20 protein-coding genes are annotated in these 21,853 nt (G+C 38.5%); 15 read left to right on the top strand and 5 right to left on the bottom strand.

All coding sequences use genetic code 11. The annotated features are described in order from the left end of the window. Nucleotide 1: 1 nt before the first annotated feature. Nucleotides 2-316 (bottom strand): hypothetical protein, encoded by a 315-nt coding sequence (locus tag ACRPLY_RS18835; RefSeq protein ID WP_028411794.1) that lies wholly within the window; start codon nucleotides 314-316, stop codon nucleotides 2-4. Between the two features lie 314 nt (nucleotides 317-630). Here ACRPLY_RS18835 and ACRPLY_RS18830 point away from each other — a divergent pair, with 314 nt between their 5' ends. From ACRPLY_RS18830 to ACRPLY_RS18800, 7 genes are all read left to right on the top strand, one after another. After that, the gene (locus ACRPLY_RS18830; RefSeq protein ID WP_033579611.1) at nucleotides 631-1,839 is read left to right on the top strand and encodes an argininosuccinate synthase; all 1,209 of its coding nucleotides are present in this window, start codon (nucleotides 631-633) and stop codon (nucleotides 1,837-1,839) included. Beyond that, nucleotides 1,836-3,224, top strand: a complete 1,389-nt coding sequence (gene argH, locus ACRPLY_RS18825; RefSeq protein ID WP_432232090.1) for an argininosuccinate lyase — start codon at nucleotides 1,836-1,838, stop codon at nucleotides 3,222-3,224. The genes ACRPLY_RS18830 and argH overlap by 4 nt, the downstream gene beginning before the upstream one ends. A 164-nt stretch (nucleotides 3,225-3,388) precedes the next feature. Beyond that, a complete protein-coding gene (locus ACRPLY_RS18820) occupies nucleotides 3,389-3,556 on the top strand; it encodes a hypothetical protein (protein WP_013059463.1) in 168 nt (55 codons plus the stop codon). 150 nt (nucleotides 3,557-3,706) lie between these two features. Beyond that, on the top strand, nucleotides 3,707-4,828 hold the full coding sequence (gene ald, locus ACRPLY_RS18815; RefSeq protein ID WP_432232089.1) for an alanine dehydrogenase: 1,122 nt from the start codon (nucleotides 3,707-3,709) through the stop codon (nucleotides 4,826-4,828). 113 nt (nucleotides 4,829-4,941) lie between these two features. Next, the gene (locus ACRPLY_RS18810) at nucleotides 4,942-5,619 is read left to right on the top strand and encodes a metal-dependent hydrolase (protein ID WP_033579823.1); all 678 of its coding nucleotides are present in this window, start codon (nucleotides 4,942-4,944) and stop codon (nucleotides 5,617-5,619) included. A gap of 228 nt (nucleotides 5,620-5,847) precedes the next feature. After that, on the top strand, nucleotides 5,848-6,084 hold the full coding sequence (locus tag ACRPLY_RS18805; RefSeq protein ID WP_033579613.1) for a hypothetical protein: 237 nt from the start codon (nucleotides 5,848-5,850) through the stop codon (nucleotides 6,082-6,084). Between the two features lie 81 nt (nucleotides 6,085-6,165). Further along, complete coding sequence (locus ACRPLY_RS18800; RefSeq protein WP_028411790.1) at nucleotides 6,166-7,482, top strand: CBS domain-containing protein; 1,317 nt, start codon at nucleotides 6,166-6,168, stop codon at nucleotides 7,480-7,482. Nucleotides 7,483-7,817: 335 nt separating this feature from the next. Here the strand turns inward: ACRPLY_RS18800 and ACRPLY_RS18795 are convergent, their stop codons facing one another. After that, nucleotides 7,818-8,114 carry a YtpI family protein gene (locus ACRPLY_RS18795; RefSeq protein ID WP_028411789.1) on the bottom strand — a complete coding sequence of 99 codons (297 nt, stop codon included), beginning with the start codon at nucleotides 8,112-8,114 and terminating at the stop codon, nucleotides 7,818-7,820. Nucleotides 8,115-8,365: 251 nt separating this feature from the next. On the opposite strand from ACRPLY_RS18795, the gene ACRPLY_RS18790 reads away from it, so the two are divergent. Continuing rightward, nucleotides 8,366-9,304 (top strand): DHH family phosphoesterase, encoded by a 939-nt coding sequence (locus ACRPLY_RS18790; protein ID WP_033579614.1) that lies wholly within the window; start codon nucleotides 8,366-8,368, stop codon nucleotides 9,302-9,304. A gap of 38 nt (nucleotides 9,305-9,342) precedes the next feature. On the opposite strand, the gene ytrI is transcribed toward ACRPLY_RS18790, so the two are convergent. Together ytrI and ACRPLY_RS18780 are read right to left on the bottom strand one after the other, a co-directional pair. After that, on the bottom strand, nucleotides 9,343-9,861 hold the full coding sequence (gene ytrI, locus ACRPLY_RS18785; RefSeq protein WP_014458035.1) for a sporulation membrane protein YtrI: 519 nt from the start codon (nucleotides 9,859-9,861) through the stop codon (nucleotides 9,343-9,345). Further along, nucleotides 9,858-10,193: a YtrH family sporulation protein gene (locus ACRPLY_RS18780; RefSeq protein ID WP_013059455.1), complete on the bottom strand. Its 336-nt coding sequence runs from the start codon at nucleotides 10,191-10,193 to the stop codon at nucleotides 9,858-9,860. Before ACRPLY_RS18780 ends, ytrI begins: the two co-directional genes overlap by 4 nt. Before the next feature lie 141 nt (nucleotides 10,194-10,334). On the opposite strand from ACRPLY_RS18780, the gene dnaE reads away from it, so the two are divergent. The 7 genes from dnaE (at nucleotide 10,335) to ACRPLY_RS18745 (ending at nucleotide 20,592) form a co-directional block, all read left to right on the top strand. Then, complete coding sequence (gene dnaE / locus ACRPLY_RS18775) at nucleotides 10,335-13,685, top strand: DNA polymerase III subunit alpha (protein ID WP_432232088.1); 3,351 nt, start codon at nucleotides 10,335-10,337, stop codon at nucleotides 13,683-13,685. A gap of 201 nt (nucleotides 13,686-13,886) precedes the next feature. Beyond that, nucleotides 13,887-15,116 (top strand): NAD(P)-dependent malic enzyme, encoded by a 1,230-nt coding sequence (locus ACRPLY_RS18770; protein WP_013059453.1) that lies wholly within the window; start codon nucleotides 13,887-13,889, stop codon nucleotides 15,114-15,116. A 79-nt stretch (nucleotides 15,117-15,195) separates the two neighbouring features. Beyond that, nucleotides 15,196-15,798 carry a FadR/GntR family transcriptional regulator gene (locus tag ACRPLY_RS18765; protein WP_071270335.1) on the top strand — a complete coding sequence of 201 codons (603 nt, stop codon included), beginning with the start codon at nucleotides 15,196-15,198 and terminating at the stop codon, nucleotides 15,796-15,798. Nucleotides 15,799-16,024: 226 nt separating this feature from the next. Further along, nucleotides 16,025-16,906 (top strand): acetyl-CoA carboxylase, carboxyltransferase subunit beta, encoded by an 882-nt coding sequence (gene accD / locus ACRPLY_RS18760; protein WP_028411784.1) that lies wholly within the window; start codon nucleotides 16,025-16,027, stop codon nucleotides 16,904-16,906. Beyond that, on the top strand, nucleotides 16,900-17,877 hold the full coding sequence (accA, locus tag ACRPLY_RS18755; protein ID WP_047749772.1) for an acetyl-CoA carboxylase carboxyl transferase subunit alpha: 978 nt from the start codon (nucleotides 16,900-16,902) through the stop codon (nucleotides 17,875-17,877). Before accD ends, accA begins: the two co-directional genes overlap by 7 nt. 479 nt (nucleotides 17,878-18,356) lie before the next feature. After that, complete coding sequence (gene pyk / locus ACRPLY_RS18750) at nucleotides 18,357-20,117, top strand: pyruvate kinase (RefSeq protein WP_045291184.1); 1,761 nt, start codon at nucleotides 18,357-18,359, stop codon at nucleotides 20,115-20,117. A gap of 82 nt (nucleotides 20,118-20,199) precedes the next feature. After that, the gene (locus ACRPLY_RS18745) at nucleotides 20,200-20,592 is read left to right on the top strand and encodes an FxsA family protein (protein ID WP_367076837.1); all 393 of its coding nucleotides are present in this window, start codon (nucleotides 20,200-20,202) and stop codon (nucleotides 20,590-20,592) included. Between the two features lie 92 nt (nucleotides 20,593-20,684). Here the strand turns inward: ACRPLY_RS18745 and ytvI are convergent, their stop codons facing one another. Next, nucleotides 20,685-21,794, bottom strand: a complete 1,110-nt coding sequence (gene ytvI, locus ACRPLY_RS18740; RefSeq protein ID WP_049166249.1) for a sporulation integral membrane protein YtvI — start codon at nucleotides 21,792-21,794, stop codon at nucleotides 20,685-20,687. Nucleotides 21,795-21,853: the final 59 nt, after the last annotated feature.

Below are 21,853 nucleotides of genomic sequence, written 5' to 3'. Positions count from 1 at the left end.
TCTATCCGTGAACTTTTTTTGATATTTCCTCATTTGTTCGATACCAAATCCACAAATCATTAATAATAGAAGCAAGTTCTCCTATCTCGCTATTTAATTCACAGGAGCGGATAAAATTAGTCTCATCTTCTAACGCCGCTTGTTTTTGATTAATCCTCTTTTCTACAGATTGAATTTTGTCTGGAATTTGCCCTCGAATGGATTCCCATGTTAGGAGGATATCCTGCTGAACTTTTTCAGAATAGAATGTCCATTCTCTTTCAAGAGCAGGAATTTTTATACCGAGTCTGTTGTCATAAGTAAAAAAGCGCTCCATTTTTTCACCTCTTCCCTTCCATTTTATACAATGACAAAAGCCAGAGCTACTTTAAGTGAAAAATAAATCATTTATACTTGATTTATGCATATAAATATACAATGCATTTAAGGCAGGAATATTCATTCACGTCTATTTTTACAGTATTTTAAAAGCTTTTATCCTATTAAATTAAAAAAAACGTGAATTTATATACTTTTTTTTGAATAACTATTGAAAATAGATTAAAAAGTTGTTAAAGTAATAGTAGATTAAATGAATAAAAATTAAAACGGTTGTATTAATATATATATAATTTGTAGGAGGAATAGATGATGAGTAATCCAAAAGTTGTTTTAGCATATTCCGGAGGTTTAGATACATCAGTTGCAATTAAATGGTTACAAGAAAAAGGGTACGATGTGGTAGCTTGCTGTTTAGACGTAGGCGAAGGAAAAGATTTAAAATTCGTTAAAGAAAAAGCCTTAACAGTTGGAGCGGTATCGTCATATGTGATTGATGCAAAAGAAGAATATGCTAATACATTTGCATTAGCAGCACTTCAAGCACACACGTTATATGAAGGAAAATATCCATTAGTATCTGCACTATCTAGACCGCTAATCGCTAAAAAGCTTGTAGAAGTAGCAGAACAAGAAAATGCAGTAGCTGTCGCACATGGATGTACGGGAAAAGGAAATGACCAAGTGCGTTTCGAAGTATCAATTAAAGCATTAAATCCACACTTAGAAGTTTTAGCTCCTGTTCGTGACTGGAAATGGTCTCGTGAAGAAGAAATCGAGTATGCAAAAGAAAAGAATATCCCAATTCCAATTAACTTAGACAGCCCATTTTCAATTGATCAAAACTTATGGGGAAGAAGTAACGAGTGCGGCGTTCTTGAAGATCCTTGGGCAGCTCCACCTGAAGAAGCATATGACCTAACGGCTTCTCTTGAAAATACTCCGGACACAGCCGATGTAGTAGAAATTGAATTCGTTGAAGGTGTTCCAGTAGCATTAAATGGTCAATCTTATACGCTAGCTCAGTTAATTCTAGAATTGAATGAAATTGCAGGTAAGCACGGAGTGGGACGTATTGATCATGTAGAAAACCGTCTTGTGGGAATCAAATCACGTGAAGTATATGAGTGTCCAGCTGCTATGACATTAATTAAAGCACACAAAGAGCTTGAAGATTTAACATTAGTGAAAGAAGTAGCGCACTTCAAACCAGTGATTGAGAAAAAATTAACGGAAGTTATCTATGAGGGTTTATGGTTCTCTCCATTAACAAATTCCCTGCTTGCATTCTTAAAAGACACGCAGCAATATGTGAACGGAACAGTGAGAGTAAAACTATTTAAAGGGCATGCTATCGTAGAGGGACGTAAATCTCCTAATTCTTTATACAATGAAAAACTTGCAACATATACAAAAGAAGATGAATTTGATCACAATGCAGCAGTTGGTTTTATCTCATTATGGGGTCTTCCAACACAAGTGAGCAGCATGGTAAATCAAAAGAAGGTGACAACGGTATGACCAAACTTTGGGGAGGGCGTTTTACGAAACGCCCTGAACAATGGATTGACGAGTTCGGTGCGTCCATTTCATTTGATCAGCATCTTGTAGAAGAAGATATTGAAGGCAGTTTAGCACATGTAACAATGCTTGAGAAATGCAGCATTCTTTCTGGAGATGAAGCGTCACAAATTAAAAAAGGCCTTCAAACACTGCTTGAAAAAGCTAAGAAGAAAGAATTAACATTTTCTGCTCAATATGAAGATATTCATTTGAATTTAGAAAAGCTATTAATTGATGAAATTGGTCCGGTTGGAGGTAAGCTTCATACGGGTCGAAGCCGTAATGATCAAGTTGCTACAGATATGCACTTATATTTAAAAAAGCATGTTCAGCAAATTGTAGGACTGATCGAAAATCTAGAAGATGTGCTGCTTACAAAAGCAGATCAGCATGTCGAAACTATTTTTCCAGGCTACACACATTTACAGCGCGCGCAGCCGGTTTCTTTTGCTCATCATCTAATGGCTTATGTTTCAATGTTTAAGCGTGATGCTGAGCGTTATGCGGAAACACTAAAGCGTATTGATTTATCTCCTTTAGGAGCAGGAGCTTTAGCTGGTACGACATTTCCAATTGATCGTCATTACAGCGCGGAGCTTCTAGGCTTTAATGGAATTTATCAAAACAGTATGGATGCTGTCAGCGACCGTGACTTTATTTTAGAGTTTTTAAGCAACAGTTCTATTTTAATGATGCATTTATCTCGTTTTTGTGAAGAGTTAATTTTATGGTCTAGTCAAGAGTTTCAATTTATTGAAATGGATGATACGTATGCAACTGGCAGCAGTATTATGCCTCAAAAGAAAAATCCTGATATGGCAGAGTTAATTCGTGGTAAAACAGGACGAGTATATGGTCATTTATTTAGCTTGTTGACTGTGTTAAAAGGCACGCCTTTAACATACAACAAAGACTTGCAAGAAGATAAAGAAGGCATGTTCGATACGGTTACAACGATTGAAGGCTGCTTAACAATCTTTGCTGGCATGATTGAAACAATGACAGTAAAAACAAATGTTATGGAAAAAGCTACGAAACAAGATTTTTCAAATGCAACGGAGTTAGCTGACTATCTTGCTGCAAAAGGTATGCCGTTTCGTGAAGCACATGAAGTGGTTGGGAAACTAGTTCTCGTTTGTATTCAGAAAAATATCTACCTAATGGATTTGCCGCTCGAGCAATATAAAGAAGCGTCAGATTTATTTGAGGAAGACATCTACCATGTATTAAGTCCAAAAACAGCTGTTAATCGCCGCAATAGCGCGGGGGGAACAGGGTTTGAACAAGTGAAAAAAGCAATTCAGCTAGCTAAAGATGAATTGCATGAAAAAGCTTCAATATAAAACAGTTTTCAAAACGTCCGCAGAAAATTCTGCGGGCGTTTTTTGATGTGAGATAAATGGTATAACTAGAGCAATTAAGAAGAAAATAGAAAAGATCATGTAAGGGATTATGAAATAAAGTTCACATTCGTAAAGAAAATAGAGTGAAAAAGGAGAAGTGACATATGAAAGACAAAAAACATCCGCAGCATGTATATGAATATGATTTTGAAGGAGAAAAAGAGACATCAAGACAGCTAATGGATTCTTATTCAAGCGGCGTTATTGGCGATGCTATGGCTTCTGTAGTTGAAAATCCAGAAGCACAGAGTGATAACGAACTATATGAATAACTACATGCATATACTGTATATAGACTAAGAAAAGCAGGATTATGCTGAGCTCTATCGAAAGGTAACGTCATAGTAAATCCGGTTTTCTAAAGGATTTGGTGTGGCGTTCTTTTTTCAGTTAATCACTGATATAAGAAAAGAGGGATAAAGGTGAAAATTGGAGTGCCGAAAGAAGTAAAAAATAATGAAAATCGCGTGGCTATTACTCCAGCTGGTGTTACAGCTTTAGTTAACGGTGGGCATGATGTATATATTGAAACACAGGCAGGAGAAGGCTCTGGATTCCATGATGAAGATTACACAAATGCAGGAGCTTCTATTGTAAATACTGCAAAAGAAGCATGGGATGCTGAAATGGTTATGAAAGTAAAAGAACCGATTTCAGAAGAATACGGATATTTTCGTGAAGGACTTATTTTGTTTACGTATTTACATTTGGCAGCTGAAGAAGCGTTAACGAAAGCATTGATTGATAAAAAGGTAGTGGGTATCGCTTATGAAACGGTACAGCTTCCAAATAAAAGCTTGCCTCTGTTAACGCCGATGAGCGAAGTTGCAGGAAGAATGTCTTCTCAAATTGGAGCTCAATTTTTAGAAAAAACCAAAGGTGGCAAAGGGATTTTGTTAAGTGGAGTGCCAGGCGTGCAAAGAGGAAAAGTAACAATTATTGGAGGAGGAGTAGCGGGAACCAACGCTGCTAAAATTGCGATCGGATTAGGGGCTGATGTCACAATAATTGATTTAAACGCTGATCGCCTTCGCCAGCTGGATGATTTGTTTGGTAAAGAAGTGACAACATTAATGTCAAATCACTACAATATCGCACAATCTGTAAAAGAGTCAGATTTAGTGATAGGAGCGGTTCTCATACCGGGAGCTAAAGCGCCAAAGCTTGTCACCGAGGAAATGGTTCAAACGATGTCAAAAGGGTCAGTTGTGGTTGATATTGCCATTGACCAAGGCGGAATTTTTGAAACAACTGATCGTATTACTACTCACGATAACCCGACTTACTCGAAGCATGAGGTCTTGCATTATGCTGTTGCTAATATGCCAGGGGCTGTTCCCCGCACGTCGACCTTAGCGCTGACCAACGTAACGGTTCCTTATGCTCTGCAAATAGCAAATCAGGGATATAAAAAAGCGTGCTTAAAAAACCCTTCCCTTCTTCAAGGCATCAACACCCTAAATGGGTTTGTCACTTACGCGGCTGTTGCAGATGCACACGGTCTAACTTACGCTGATGCAACAACTTTATTAGAGCAAGCATAATAAGGCATGTTTTTGCGCAGTTTGTGATATGATAGCCGCGTATTTACTTGTTTTGTAACCAAAACAGACGGGTAGAATATAGAAAAGGTTAGTGTAAAAGGAGAGAATATATGATGCACGTTTCTTATCATGGACATTCTGTTGTTAAAATTGAAACAAAAGGAAAAACAATTTTAATTGACCCGTTTATCACTGGAAATGAATTAACAGATTTACATGCTGAAGATGTAAAAGCAGATGTGATTTTACTGACTCATGGCCATAATGATCATGTAGGCGACACGGTGGAAATTGCTAAGCGCAGCGGTGCACTTGTTGTGGCAGTAGCAGAATTAGCTACATATCTTAGCTGGCAAGGCTTAAACGTACATCCAATGAGCATAGGCGGAGCCTATACATTTGATTTTGGTACGGTAAAATTGACACAAGCTTTCCACGGTTCAAGTTATACAGAAAATAATGAGAAAATTATTTATACAGGAATGCCGGCTGGTTTGCTTTTAACGATTGAAGGAAAGACAATTTATCATGCTGGAGATACGGCTTTATTTTCTGATTTAAAGTTAATTGGTCGCCATGAGCCTGACGTAGCATTTCTTCCAATTGGAGATAACTTTACAATGGGACCTGAAGATGCGGCTATCGCAGCGGAATGGGTGCAGGCAAAGCTTGTTGTGCCAATTCACTACAATACATTTCCTGTAATTAAGCAAGATCCTCATCAATTTGTTGAGTCTTTATCTGGTATTGAAGGAAAAGTATTAAAAGTTGGAGAAGGATTGGATCTTTAATCATAGAGGATGGGACAAAACGATTTCAGTTAAAGTTAAAAAAGAACGAGTAATCGATAATATCGATCACTCGTTCTTTTTTTATTGTTAAGGTGAACGTAGGTTTCACATTTGTTCATCTTTAGATTGAATCGATGCAGTTATGTCTTAATCTCTTTTTATTTGCAAAGAAACGTTCTGCTTTTTTTACTTTCCCGCATACGATAGTAATAATAAGGAGGGAGAGTTATGGAAAAAAATCGAGTTATTTTATCGCTTTTACTATGCGGAGTGATGCTTTACTATGCAATGCCGCACTTAGTGTTAACAACTGCGAGTTTGCAAGGGATTTTTAGTATAAGCTGGCTTACCTTTGCTCTTTTTGTAGCCGGAGGCAATTTGTCATCACTACTTTATGCACCGCGCCGTAAAAAGACAGGTATTCAAAAAAATAGTGCGAGAAAGCCTTTGCGTCAAAGAGGTTAGATTGAATCCATTTCACTTCCCCCGTATAATAAAAGAAAAGACATATGAAACGTAAAAACGTTTTAGAAGGGTGAAGTACACGTGGCGACAAAACATGAGCAAATTTTACAGTATATCGATTCGCTTCCAATTGGTGAAAAAATTTCAGTGCGCCAAATTGCCAAAGAACTGACTGTCAGTGAAGGCACGGCGTACCGAGCAATAAAAGATGCGGAAAATAAAGGATATGTTTCAACGATTGAACGAGTAGGGACTATTCGAATTGAACGAAAGAAGAAAGAAAACATTGAAAAGCTCACGTTTGCCGAAGTAGTAAACATTGTAGATGGACAAGTGCTGGGCGGACGTGAAGGTTTGCATAAAACGTTAAATAAGTTTGTTATTGGAGCGATGAAGCTTGATGCTATGATGAGGTATACCGAGGCCGGAAACCTTCTTATCGTAGGGAATCGAGTAAACGCTCATGAATTAGCCCTTGAAGCAGGCGCAGCCGTTTTAATTACGGGCGGCTTTGATACGGAAGAATGGGTTAAGAAGCTTGCGGATGATCTTAAGCTTCCTATTATTTCAACGAGCTATGATACATTTACAGTTGCAACGATGATTAATCGGGCTATCTATGATCAGTTGATAAAAAAAGAAATTGTGCTTGTAGAGGATATTTTAACACCCGTCTCTGAAGCGGTTAGCTTGCAGTTAACCGATACGATTGAAAAATGGCACGAATGTAACGATCAAACGCACCACAGTCGTTTTCCTGTAGTAGATCAGCATATGAAAGTTCATGGAATGGTTACCTCAAAAGATGTTATTGGATATGATCTTTCCACTTCGATTGAAAAAGTGATGACGAAAAATCCGATGACCGTTCACGGGAAAACATCGGTCGCTTCTTCCGCTCATATGATGGTATGGGAAGGGATTGAAGTGCTGCCTGTAGTGGACGATTACCACCGACTAGAAGGCATTATCAGCCGTCAAGATGTCTTAAAAGCGCTGCAAATGATTCAGCGTCAACCACAGGTAGGAGAAACCATTGATGACATTGTAACGAATCAATTTATGGACGTACAAGAGACAAAGGAAGCACCTGTCTATCGCTGTGAAGTAACGCCACAAATGACAAATTATATGGGAACTATTTCATACGGAGTTTTTACTACTATTGTGACGGAAGCTGCTAATCGTGTTCTGCGCTTATATAAAAAAGGTGATTTGGTTATTGAAAACATTACCGTTTATTTTATTAAACCGGTTCAAATTGAAAGTGTAATTGAAATTCGCCCTAAGCTATTAGAACTTGGTCGGAAGTTTGCTAAATTAGATGTAGAAGTCTACAACGCCGGAGTTGTAGTAGGAAAAGCGATGATGATGGCTCAGTTATTGGACAGGGTATAAAAAAGAAGCTGGGACAAAAGTATGTTAGACGAAGTGAAAAACGAACCATTTATCAACCATGTTGATGAGTGGTTCGTTTTTTTTGTTAGGGTAAACGTAGGTTTCACCTGTTTAGATTCTTCTAGCCGTTGATTGGAGGGCAAGACGAAGACTCCTGCGGGAAAAACGGAATAGATGAGACCCCGCAGGAGCGTAAGCGACGAGGAGGCTCAGCGTCCGCCCGCGGAAAGCGAAGTCTTGCACGGAAATCAACGGCGGTGTCTCAAGCGGTTCAGCTCATGTCTCCCATTTGTTCGTCTTTAGATTGGATTCCTCTCGTTATGCCTCAGCCTTTTTTACATTTGATCTGCTTCTTTTATTGCATAAGGCTGATAGTACTTATAAGCTTTGACACCTGCTATTATGCTACCTGAACCGAATAATACAAATAATATGCCGATGATAAGCGAAAGGTTTGTTTCGTAAATAAACCATTGATTGATCCCAAAAAATAATACAAAAGAGCCAAGACAAATACTCGACTTAGCGGAAATCCACTTTCGTTCCATTGGGCGTTTTGAACGTACGTATTTTACTTTTAAATACATGTAGAAAACAAAGGACACAACGATTAAAATCATAAAAAATGGCACAGACGCCCCTCCAGTCCGGTGTATTTCTATCCGTAATGTTTCTAGATGCTAGTAATGCGTAGTGTTGAAAGTGTTTACAGTAGTATCTATTATTTTACAGGTCAATAACAGAAAATTCTACTATTGATTGATTCTTCTTTTAAAAAGGAGAAGAGATATGATTTAATAAAGATTATGGATACAGCGCTGTGGAAATATAAGTGCATGTGGTACGTACATAAAACAAGAACAGTATTGACAGGAGAGAGAAAATGAAAGCACAAATATTAGAAGCTATTAAGCAGTTTGACACCATCATTATTCACAGGCACATTCGTCCAGATCCAGATGCATACGGATCTCAGTGCGGATTAGCGGAATTGTTAAAAACATCTTTTCCGGAGAAGAAGGTATACGTAACGGGAGAAGAAGCGGAGTCGTTAAAATTTTTATACCGTATGGATGATATCGCCGATGACACCTATGAAGATGCGCTTGTCATCGTTTGTGATACGGCGAATGAAGCGCGTGTATCAGATCAGCGCTACGCAAGTGGAAAAATGATCATTAAAATCGATCACCATCCGAATCAAACTCCTTACGGTGATTTACTTTGGGTTGAGACGTCTGCTTCTTCAACAAGTGAAATGATTTATGAATTTTACTTGGAAGGAAAAGAAAAGGGGTTAGCTCTTAATGATGAAGGAGCAAAGTTAATTTTCACTGGTATTGTCGGTGATACGGGCCGATTTTTATTTCCAAATACAAAGCCGAAAACGTTTTGCTATGCAAGTGAATTGATTCAATATGGCTTCAATTTTAAGGATGTATATGATCAGCTATACAAAACAAAAGAAAACGTCGCTCACTTACATGGATATGTGCTGCAAAACTTCACGATGTCTCCAGCGGGAGTTGCTCACATGAAAATTCCGAATGAAATTCTTCGCAAATATGATGTGACACCTGCTGATGCCTCTCAGCTAGTCGGCTCGTTAGGACAAATTGATGGAGTGAAAACGTGGGTATTTTTTGTAGAAGAAGAAAATCAGATTCGGGTCCGCCTGCGTTCAAAAGAGCTTGTGATTAATACAATTGCTAGAAAATACAACGGGGGAGGCCATCCTCTTGCGTCCGGCGCTTCCATTGACTCATGGGAAGAAGTAGAGCCTTTACTACTTGATTTAGAAGAGCTCTGCAGTCAGGAGTAATCTGTAAAATAAGCCGTTGATTTTAAATCAGCGGCTTTTTATAGTACTTTTTCCATCTTTTTAATTCGAACTTCAATCGAAAGCGTTGTATAAAAATAAATTTGATGAACTTCAACTTCATAAATCGTTTTATCGAATTCGTATTTTTTGTTTTCAATTGCTTTTTTTAAGATATCCCTGCTTCGATACGCACTTTCAATATCTTGGGCAATTAAGTGCTGCGCTTCTTCGTCGACGCTTTTTTGAATATTGTATTCCACCACAGAGTTTACTTTATAACGATGGCCGTTCACTAATTTTACTTTCACATTTTGAATAATCAAATGCTGCTTCATTTCCTTGTTTAATGCTTTTACATCTTCTTGCCATGCGCTAATTTGCAAATTTGCTTTTTTTAGCTTATCATTAGCAATTCGAATCTCCTCTAGCTCTCTATCTCTTGAAACGCCGTAAATTGTTAAAAACACTCCCCAGCTGACAATTGCTCCAATGACAATACCGGCGAAAAAACGCTGCCAGTCGGAGCGCTTGAACATTCGCTCGCTGGGTACTCTCATACAAAGTGCTCCTGCGTTAACCACTTGATGATCAGAGCTCCGGTCTGAGCTCCTCCCATAGCGGATAGAATTAAAAGAATTTGTTTGAATACATCTTTTGTCGCTCCTTCAAAGAGTCCTCGCTCAAAGCTGTAAAACGTATCAAATGTTCCTCCGATGGCTCCGACAATTGCCCAGATTTTTAAGCTATTGCTGAGGGTATGCATAACGTACAGGGGAGATTTTCCAATTAAGAACCCCGCAAATGCTCCGATTAATGAACCGCCTAAAATAATACCTAATGAAGTAAAGTAACTCCAAATGAAAAGAGACATAAAAGGCTCTTTTGTCATGACGCGTCCTCCTTTACTATTTTATTGATAACTCATGCTTCCTACATATATATGGACAAACGTTCAGAGTTATGTAATTTGTCTACGCCCGCAACAAAATTTATAATGAGAATAAAGAATTAAAGAAAGGTGGGAAGTCCTGTGCCTTTTGTTCACTTACAGCTTCAAAGTTCTTATAGCTTACTAAGCAGTTCCGTTCGTATTCATGAACTTGTAGAAACAGCTAAAAAAATGAACTATGAAGCGATTGCTTTGACCGATGAAAATGTAATGTACGGAGTCATTCCTTTTTATAAAGCCTGCGTGAAAGCGGGGATTAAGCCGATTATTGGGCTTACACTATCAATTTTGGAACATGAAGAAAGCGAGCAAGCGTATCCTTTAGTTTTGCTAGCAGAAAATGATAAAGGCTATGAAAATCTATTAAAACTAAGCAGTTTAGTTCAAACAAAGGAAAAACACGGTGTAAAGAAAAAATGGCTCCAGCATTATAGCAGCGGGCTGATTGCTATTACACCTGGCGTAAGGGGAGAAGTAGAAACTCTGCTAGCAGAAAGCAAGCTTCAAGATGCAAAGCGAGTGCTTCAATTCTTTAAAAAAGTATATTCTCAGTCTTTGTATATATCTATACAGCGCCACGGACAGGATGAAGCTTTGATAAATCAGCAGTTAACGGAGCTTGCTGCTGAAGAAAATGTCCCGCTCGTAGCAACGAATCAAGTGAAATATTTAAAAAAAGAAGATCGGGACGCATATGATTGCTTAGCGGCTATTCGAGACGGAGAGAAATTACATAGCGGTGAACAGGTGCAAGAAGAAAGCAGCGAGTACTATTTTAAATCACCTCATGAAATGGAAGTTCTCTTTCATGATCAGCATTTTTTAATAGAAGAAAGTATAAAAATCGCAAGACGATGCGAGCTTAAAATTTCTCTAGGCGTCATGTCTATTCCAAAATACCCTGTTCCTCCGTCAGTTACATCATCAACCTACTTGCGCACTCTTTGCGAAAAAGGACTGCAAGAAAGAGTTCAAGTGATCACGGAACAATACCAGAAACGCTTAGATTATGAGCTGAACATTATTGAAAGTATGCGCTTTAGCGATTACTTCCTTATCGTGTGGGATTTTATGAATTATGCTCATGAACATGGCATTTTAACAGGTCCAGGCCGTGGCTCAGCGGCGGGCTCACTAGTTTCATACGCCTTACGAATTACAAATGTTGATCCAATTCAGCATCAGCTTCTCTTTGAGCGCTTTTTAAATCCTGAACGTATTTCGATGCCTGATATTGATATCGATTTTCCCGATAATAAACGAGATCAAGTCATTCAGTATGTGGCTCAAAAATATGGAGCGCTGCATGTAGCTCAAATTATTACATTTGGAACATTAGCGGCTAAAGCAGCCGTACGTGATGTAGGAAGAGTGATGGGATTTGATCAAGAGGCCCTAAACAAAATGTCCAAAGCGATTCCAACTAAACCAGGTACAACGTTAAAAAGTGCTCTTCGTGATTCAAGAGTTCTTCAAGACTATTTATCTGAAAATGAAGCCCGAAAGCAATGGTATAACATTGCCATGAAGATAGAAGGACTGCCAAGGCATACTTCAACACACGCAGCAGGCGTTGTGATCAGTGAGAAGCCGCTGACGCAATCTATAGCTGTACAAGAAGGACATGATAATGTATATCTGACTCAATATCCAATGGAAGCTCTGCAAGACGTTGGGCTTTTGAAAATGGACTTTTTAGGTTTGCGTAACTTAACCATTTTAGATCACATTTTAAAGAAAATTGAGCGGGACATGAATCAAAAGCTGTCACTGTCTCATATTCCATTTAACGATGAGAAAACTTTTGAACTGCTGAGCAAAGGAGATACGACAGGGATTTTTCAGCTAGAGTCAGATGGAATGAGAAGAGTTCTTCAGCAATTAAAACCTACAGAGCTAGAAGATATTGTAGCAGTTAACGCGCTGTATAGACCCGGTCCGATGGAAAATATTCCAACCTATATTAAGCGCAAGCACGGAGTGGAGAGCGTCATATATGACCATCCTACGCTTCAAGACATTTTACAATCCACGCATGGCGTTATCGTGTATCAGGAGCAAATTATGCAGATTGCTTCAAAGATGGCTGGTTTTTCCCTTGGAGAAGCAGATTTATTGAGAAGAGCAGTTAGTAAAAAAGAACGAGCCGTGCTTGATCGTGAACGAGCACATTTTGTTCAAGGAAGCGAGAAGAAAGGATATGACCTATCCGTTGCTAATCGGGTCTATGACCTTATTGTGCGCTTTGCTGATTATGGCTTCAACCGGAGCCATGCCGTTGCTTACAGTATGGTGGCTTATCAGTTAGCTTATTTAAAAGCGCATTATCCTCTACAGTTCTTTTCAGCGTTGTTAACGAGCGTTATTGGAAACGAAGGGAAAATTGCTCAATATATTAATGAACTCAAAAGAAAAAAAATACAAGTTCTCCCACCTTCTATTAACAAGAGTATGTATTCGTTTAATGTAGAAGGTGAAAGAATAAGATATAGCCTTGCAGCGATTAAACATATTGGTGCGGCAGCTATGCAGGAAATAACAGAAGAGAGAAAGAAAAAAAGATTTGAAGACTTATTTGATTTTTGTGCACGTGTTTCACCAAAAGTCGTGAATAAAAAAGCGCTGGAAGCTATGATTTTGTCTGGAGGCTTTGATGAATTTGGAGAAAATCGAGCAACTTTATTAGCAACGATTGATGTAGCATTTGAACACGCAAGCTTGGTGCTCCCTGATGACGACTTTGGATTTGGAGCTGAATTTTCGTTAAAGCCTAAACATATGGAAAAAGAGGAACTGAAAATAGAAGATCGGCTTCAGTATGAAAAAGATATGCTAGGTTTTTATTTATCAAGCCACCCTGCTTCTCAGTATGAAGCACTGAATTCATTTTATTCTGTTGTTTCTCTTCACGATATGAAAGAATACGCTTCAGGAAAAGCGGTCTCTCTTTTAGTATTTGTGTTGGATATTCGCGTCATTCGCACGAAAAAAGGAGAGCAAATGGCCTTTTTGCGCATTACGGATGAAAGTGGAGAAGGAGAAGTTGTTGCGTTTCCCCGCGTATTTGAGCAAAATCGTCTGTTGTTTGAACAAGGGAAGGTTTTACTGATACAAGGAAAGATAGATGAAAGAAATGGACAGCAGCAAATTGTTTGTCAACGTGCTGAAGCTGCTAGCGAAGCGGTCCGAAAATTACCGTCAGAAGAATTGTACTTACGTATAGAAACAAAGCAAGGTACGGAAAAGCTGCTTCATACTATTTATCAGCATTTTCAGTCTCATAGAGGAGAAATTCCCGTGAAAATTTATTATGAGGCAGAACGTCAATTGGTCAAGCTTCCTGTTCACTATTCTGTTGAACGAAGCGATGAGTTGATAAAAACTTTAAAAGCAATGCTTGGAGAGAAGCACGTTGTGTTCAAGAAGATATAGTCTTTACAGATTTCATGTGATGTTATATGGTAAAATAGTTAAAAAAGTGGTCTGACCACCGTTTTTTTATAAAATATACGAATTAGATGCGTTTTTCTTGAAATGAAATGCAATTGGATTTATAACATCATATGAGTGTGGGAAAGAACATGGTTCAGGCGCAGTATTTGTTATCATTTTGTTTATTGGGAGTGAAATTCATTGTCTTTACGTGAAGAAGCATTGCATATGCACCGCATTAACAAAGGTAAACTAGAATCAAAGTCCAAAATTCCTGTTCGAAACGCAGAGGATTTAAGCCTTGCTTATTCCCCTGGTGTAGCAGAACCTTGCAAAGAAATATATGATGATGTAAACAATGTATATGAATATACGATGAAAGGAAATATGGTAGCTGTTGTATCTGATGGCACTGCCGTATTGGGCTTGGGCAATATAGGCCCTGAAGCTGCTCTGCCAGTAATGGAAGGGAAAGCTGTCCTTTTTAAAAGTTTTGCCGGCGTAGATGCATTCCCAATTTGTTTAAACACGACAGATGTGGACAAAATTATAGAAACTGTTAAATTGCTAGAACCTACTTTTGGAGGCGTTAATTTAGAAGATATTGCGGCTCCTAACTGTTTTGAAATTGAAGAGCGGTTGAAAAAGGAAACAAATATCCCGGTTTTTCATGATGATCAGCATGGGACGGCTATTGTTACGGTAGCGGGTCTTCTTAATGCCCTGAAGCTGACAGGAAGAAAAATGTCACAAATCAAAGTGGTAGCGAATGGAGCAGGAGCTGCTGGCATTGCGATTATTAAATTATTATACAGCTATGGAGTGCGCGATATTATTATGTGTGATTCCAAAGGAACGATTTATGACAAGCGTCCTCACGGCATGAACCGTATAAAAGATGAAGTTGCAGCCTATACAAATCGAAGCAAAGTAGAAGGTACGTTAGCCGATGCGTTAGAAGAAGCTGACGTATTTATTGGAGTTTCGGTTGAAGGAGCACTCACACCGGAAATGATTGGAAAGATGAATCCAGACCCAATCATTTTTGCAATGGCAAATCCAGTGCCTGAAATTATGCCAGAAGAAGCTAAGAAAGCTGGCGCGAAAGTAATCGGCACCGGACGTTCAGATTTTCCTAATCAAGTGAACAACGTCTTAGCGTTTCCGGGGATATTCCGAGGTGCACTAGATGTGCGTGCTACTCATATTAATGAAAAAATGAAAATGGCTGCAGTTGAGGCCATTGCTAATTTAATTACGGAAGAGGACTTGAATACAGACTATGTGATTCCAGGGCCATTTGATGCCCGAGTGGCTCCGGCAGTAGCTGCCGCTGTTGCAAAAGCAGCTATGGAAACAGGCGTTGCCCGAATAAAAGTAAAGCCAGAAGCCGTAGCTGAAAATACACGTCGTTTAGCGATTATTGAATAAGGTTACATCAACTGTTCTTTGACAGGCATGATGCTTCAAGCATGCCTGTTAAAGTAATGTAAAGTGAGTGGTAATAAACTTGAAGAATGAACGTTCAAAAGTATATGTAGAAATTCTAAAACAAATTCGCCAGCTAATGGAAGATGATCGTTTAACTACGGGTGATAAAATCCCGTCAGAACGAGAACTTTCTGAACGGTTAGGCGCAGGACGTTCTTCCGTTCGAGAAGCGCTCAGAGCGTTAGAGCTAATTGGGTTGATTGAAACTAGAAGGGGTGAAGGTACGTTTATTAAAGAAGTGGGAGATCATCAATTTATTGATTTATTAGCTACTTTTTTAATACAAGACGGTAAAACAAAATCAGACTTAATTCAGACGAGATATATTCTTGAAAAAAGCTGTTTGTTTTCTGTTTTAGCAGAACAGAACGAAATCAATGTTTCGAAAGCAATTCAAAAGCAGAATGACGATTGTTTAAAGAACTTGTTTGACTATTTGTTTTCTTTGCAGCCTAATCGGCTATTGCACCGAATTTGGCTGATTATTTGCCGTTTTTCTCAAACCTTTCAACAAAACTCAGCGCCAAGCGACACTCTTATAAATGAATTAGTAGAGGCGCTAGTTAAAAAAGATGAAGCAGCTGTATTAAATCTTCACCATCAGTGCTACAAACAAGTGTGAAAGAAGGAATTTGTCGAAAGAGACATGCCATCTTTCTACACAAAATCAAACCGTCATCTAGTAAAGTAAATAGCAACTAATAAAGTGAAGCGAACAATTCATCCAATTTTTTCTTATCTGGCGCTTGTTTTTTGCGTTTGAGACGGGCTTTCATAACTTGTAAAGTAGAAGAAGAGGAAGAAGAAAGGTTCTTATGATAAAAAAAGAACCAAAAGGAGGTTACACCTTGTTACGAGATTTATTTACAAAAAACACAAAAACTCCAAAAAAACGAAAATATGCTACGATTCCTTCTGAGCATATGAGACAAGATGTACCTGAAGGGATTATGACCAAGTGTAAAAAGTGTAAGAAAATCATGTATACAAAAGAGTTAAATAAAAACTTAAAAGTATGCTTAAACTGTGGATACCATCATCAAATGACAGCACCAGAGCGTATTGAAAGCTTGATTGACAGCGGTACGTTTGTTGAATACGACAAAGATATGACGTCAGAAAATCCTCTTGGATTCCCGGATTATCTTGAAAAGCTCGAAAAAGATCGTGAGAAAACTAATTTAAGTGAAGCGATTGTTACGGGTGAAGGAGATATTGAAGGAATTAAAGTAGTGGTTGCTGTTATGGATTCACATTTCCGTATGGGAAGCATGGGTTCTGTAGTAGGTGAGAAAATTACTCGCGCCATTGAAAAAGCAAAGGAAATGCATGTCCCATTCCTTATTTTTACAGCTTCAGGCGGTGCACGTATGCAAGAAGGTGTTCTGAGCTTGATGCAAATGGCTAAAACTAGCGCAGCCCTTAAAATGTTCAGTGACGAAGGCGGCTTAATCATTTCGATCATGACACATCCTACTACGGGAGGAGTGTCAGCAAGCTTTGCTTCGCTAGGCGATTATAATTTAGCCGAGCCGGGCGCGTTAATTGGCTTTGCTGGAAGACGTATTATTGAACAAACAATTAGAGAAGAGCTTCCAGAAGATTTTCAGACGTCTGAATTTCTGTTGAAGCATGGTCAATTAGATGGAGTTATTGACCGTCACGATTTAAAAGACACGTTAACAACTATTTTAGATATACACGTAGCAGGAGGTGACATCGAGTGGTAAGTGAATTAGAGTTTGAACGTCCAATTGTTGAGTTACGCGACAAGATTGCAGAACTGAAAGAGTTTGCTAAAAATACAGAAGTGGATTTATCTAGCGAAATTGATAAGTTGGAAAAGCGCTTAGAAAAAGTAGAAAACGATATTTACAATCATCTAAGCCCGTGGAACCGTGTTCAAATTGCTCGTCATCCTGAGCGTCCTACAACACTCGATTATATTACTCGCTTGTTTACAAACTTTTTAGAGTGTCATGGCGATCGCTTTTATGGAGATGATGAAGCAATCGTAGGAGGAATTGCCAAGTTTAATGGCGTGCCTGTTACCGTGATTGGACATCAGAGAGGTAAAGATACGAAAGAAAATATTCGTCGTAATTTTGGTATGCCTCATCCTGAAGGCTACCGTAAAGCACTGCGTCTAATGAAGCAAGCGGAGAAATTTAACCGCCCAATTATTTGCTTTATTGATACAAAAGGAGCTTATCCAGGAAAAGCGGCAGAAGAACGCGGACAAAGCGAAGCTATTGCGAAAAATCTTTTCGAAATGGCTGGCTTAACTGTACCTGTTATTTGTATTGTCATTGGAGAAGGAGGAAGCGGAGGAGCCTTGGCATTAGGTTTAGGAAATCACCTTCATATGCTTGAGAACTCGACGTATTCAGTTATTTCTCCAGAAGGAGCGGCTGCCATTCTTTGGAAAGATTCTTCTCTTGCTAAAAAAGCTGCTGAAACGATGAAGATTACAGCACCGGATTTGAAAGAACTGGGTATTGTAGATGAAATGGTTTCAGAGGTAAAAGGCGGAGCTCATCGAGATATCGATGCACAAGCTGGATACATGGAAAGCATTATTAAGAAGTCATTAAAAGAACTGATGAATTTATCAAAAGAAGAGCTAGTGGAGGAGCGTTATTTAAAATACAAAAAAATCGGACAATTTGCAGCTGAAAACGATGCCATTACTATAAAATAAAGAAACGTGCACTCTTGAAAAATAAGGGTGCGCGTTTTTGTGCGGTTTGTATAGCCCTTCTCTATTGTGTTTACAAGTTCTTCGTGGTATTTTATAGACAGCAAAAACCTTTAAGTAAAAGTAGAAAAAGAGTGTTTTTAAAAAAATTCCTATGGTTATTAGCAGCTGTGCGAGCGTTTGTCTTTTCTCTAAAACGTGAGATATATAAGACAAATCAGGCAGCAAGTATTGCTGTATGAATTGCAGGGAATAGTAAAACAAGAAGCAAACGATGAAGAAATTCATCGTTAAAGTGCTGTGTATTTGTTTGCTATTTGATTCAGCGCTATGTAGGTATTTCATAAGTTACACGTAAAGCAAGGTGAACAGGTTAAGGCAACAAAATATTTGTTCACAGCCTGCTTGTAAAAGGTTAGTAAAGGAAATAGCTGTTTGCTCTACCTAAAGAGTAAATAGTAAATATATAGGAGGAAATTTGAATGCGTAAAACTAAAATTGTATGTACTATTGGACCAGCGAGTGAAAGTGTAGAAAAATTAGTTGAACTAATTAACTCAGGCTTAAACGTTTGTCGCCTAAACTTCTCTCACGGTGACTTTGAAGAGCATGGTGCACGTATCGTTAACATTCGTGAAGCTGCGAAACAAACAGGTAAAACAGTAGGTATCTTACTTGATACAAAAGGACCTGAAATTCGTACAAACACAATGGAAAATGGTGCAATTGAGTTAGAAGAAGGCGCTGAAATCATTGTTTCTATGACAGAAGTAGTGGGAACAACTGAAAAATTCTCAATTACATATCCAGGTCTAATTGATGACGTACACGTAGGATCAAAAATCCTTTTAGATGACGGTTTAATCGGTCTTGAAGTACTAGATGTCAATAAAACTGATGGTGAAATCAAAACGAAAGTACTTAACCCTGGTACATTAAAAAATAAAAAAGGTGTAAACGTGCCAAACGTAAGTGTAAACCTTCCTGGTATCACTGAAAAAGATGCAAACGATATTGTATTTGGTATCGAACAAGGCATTGATTTTATCGCTGCTTCTTTTGTGCGTCGTGCATCTGATGTATTAGAAATTCGTGAACTACTAGAAAAACACAATGCAGCTCACATTCAAATCATCTCAAAAATCGAAAACCAAGAAGGCGTAGATAACATCAAAGAAATCCTTGAAGTTTCAGACGGCTTAATGGTTGCTCGTGGTGACTTAGGAGTAGAAATTCCTGCTGAAGAAGTACCATTAGTACAAAAAGATCTAATCAAACAATGTAATGCACTTGGCAAACCAGTTATTACAGCTACACAAATGCTTGATTCAATGCAACGCAACCCGCGCCCGACTCGTGCGGAAGCAAGTGACGTTGCCAATGCTATTTTTGATGGTACAGATGCAATTATGTTATCTGGTGAAACAGCTGCGGGTTCTTACCCAGTTGAAGCTGTACAAACAATGCATTCAATCGCTTCTCGTGCTGAGCAAGCTCTAAACTACTCTGAGATTTTACAACAGCGCAGCAAGCAAGTTGGCCCATCTATTACAGATGCAATCGGACAATCTGTTGTACACACAGCGCTTAACTTAAACGCTAGTGCAATCGTAGCGCCAACAGAAAGTGGTTATACAGCGAAAATCGTTTCTAAATATCGTCCGCAATCTCCAATCGTAGCTGTTGCAGCAAACGATTCTGTTGCACGTCGTCTTTCTCTAGTATGGGGTGTTACACCAGTTGTTGGTGAGCGCGTAAGTACAATTGACGATATGTTAGATCACGCTGTAAATGACGCAGTAAAAACAGGCGTTGTAGCACACGGTGATTTAGTTGTTATTACTGCTGGTGTTCCAGTTGGAGAATCAGGTGCAACGAACTTAATGAAAGTTCAAGTTGTAGGTGACGTTCTGGCTAAAGGACAAGGAATTGGTCGTAAAGCAGCAGTTGGTAAAGTAGTTATTGCTAAAACTGCTGAAGAAGCAAATGCAAAAATGACTGAAGGTGCTATCCTTGTTACAAACAGCACAGATCGCGATATGATAAGTGCAATCGAAAAAGCAGGGGCTCTTATTACGGAAGAAGGCGGTCTAACAAGCCATGCAGCTGTAGTAGGATTAAACTTAAGCATTCCTGTCATTGTAGGTGTAGAAAACGCAACAAGCGTATTCTCAGAAGATCAAGATATTACAGTTGATGCTTCACGTGGTGTTGTATACAACGGACACGCAAGCGTACTGTAAGAAACACGTAGATGATTGAAAAAAAGAGAAGGGGAAATCCTTCTCTTTTTGTTTAGGCAATTCAATAAGCGAAGAGGTGATGATGGTGAGGAAGCTTCTTCCGCTCCTTCTTATTGTACCTGCTGTTGAGGTAATGATTTTGATTTATTCAAGTCATCTCATTGGTGTAATGTCAACATTTTTACTGATTATTGCTACCAGTTTTATTGGTGCGTTTCTAGCGAAAAAACAAGGAACATCTCTTTTTCAAAAAGCACAGCGTCAGATGAGCCAAGGACATGTTCCAAGCGGTGAAATCCTTGATGGTATGTGTATACTATTTGGCGGTTTGTTTCTACTGTTTCCAGGCTTCTTGACAGATGTTGTAGGCTTTATCTTTTTACTGCCGTTTACACGCAAAATCGTCAAGCCTTTTCTTTTAACGTGGTTAAGAAGATTTTTTCAAGGGCGTAATCGAATGACGATTATACGTTAACTAGAAAGAGGCTGGAACAAAAGTACTTTAGTGCAAGGAAAATCCGAACGATAAACCGTTCGGATTTTTTTATTGTGTCTGACTCTCTTTCTTCATTTTCCTACAATAAACTGCCACGTTTCTTTAAAAACTCCCGTTGTATGAAGTGTTTTTAGAATAACAAGAATAACAGGGCCAACTATTAATCCAAAAAATCCAATCAATTGATATCCTACAAATAAAGCAATTAATGTAGCAAGAGGGTCAAGACCAATGCTCGATGACAGAATCTTGGGCTCCATAATTTGTCGCTGCACAAGTACTACAGCATATAGTACCGAAAGTCCTACAGCAAATGACACATTATCTGTTGCAAACGCATAAATCATCCAAGGAACAAAAACCAGTCCTGTTCCGAGGTAAGGAAGAATATCTACTAAGCCGATTAATAAAGCGACTGTAATAGCATAATCAACCTTAAGAACAAGTAAACCAAAAAGAACGATAATGGTGGTAATCGAAATAAGCGTAAGCTGAGCTTTAATAAAACCAAACAGTGCATTTTTAAGCTCCATAACAACTGTCTGTCCATTTTCTCTTACTTTTTTAGGAATAAACACGCTGCTTTTAGCCATCAGCTTGTACCAATCTTTACTAATAAAAAAAGTAGCCAGCAATGAAAAAATAATCACAGTAGCTGCATTAGGCAATACGGATAAAAATACTGGGATGCTTTGCAATACATTTTGCAGAAAATCGCCCACCGTTTGAGCGATATGGTTGCCTACCCCTTTAATGTTCGATAAAATAGTTGCTTGCTGACCGGTATTTAAGTTATTAAACATAGAAGTAATGCGTTCATAAAACGGAAGTATTTGTTCTGTAGCAATATTTTCAATAAATATGACCACTTCTTTGAAATTTGTGGGAACAACTTTCGCTAAATACGTACTTCCTGCAATAATTTCTGTGATAAGTAACGTAATAAGTCCAGCCAAAAGAGAGAAGATAAGAACCATTGACAGTAAAACAGCTAAGTAGCGTGGTAAGCGCAGCTTTAATTCAAATAGATTAACCATAGGATTTATAAAAAAAGCGATGCAGCAGGCGATAATAAATGGATAGAGGAGAGAAGAGACATAATAACTAAGAAATACAGCTGCTGCAATAATTACCAACACACAAGCTAAGCGAAATAGGCGATGTAAATGAAGCTTGTACACAATAAATAGAGGCCTCCTTGTAAACGATAGTCAACAAAAGAAAAAGCTACTCATAAAAT

It is taken from the genome of Priestia sp. TGN 0903, from assembly GCF_050846855.1.
GTDB classification, from domain to species: domain Bacteria; phylum Bacillota; class Bacilli; order Bacillales; family Bacillaceae_H; genus Priestia; species Priestia zanthoxyli.
This window is presented reverse-complemented; position numbering and strand designations above follow the sequence as displayed.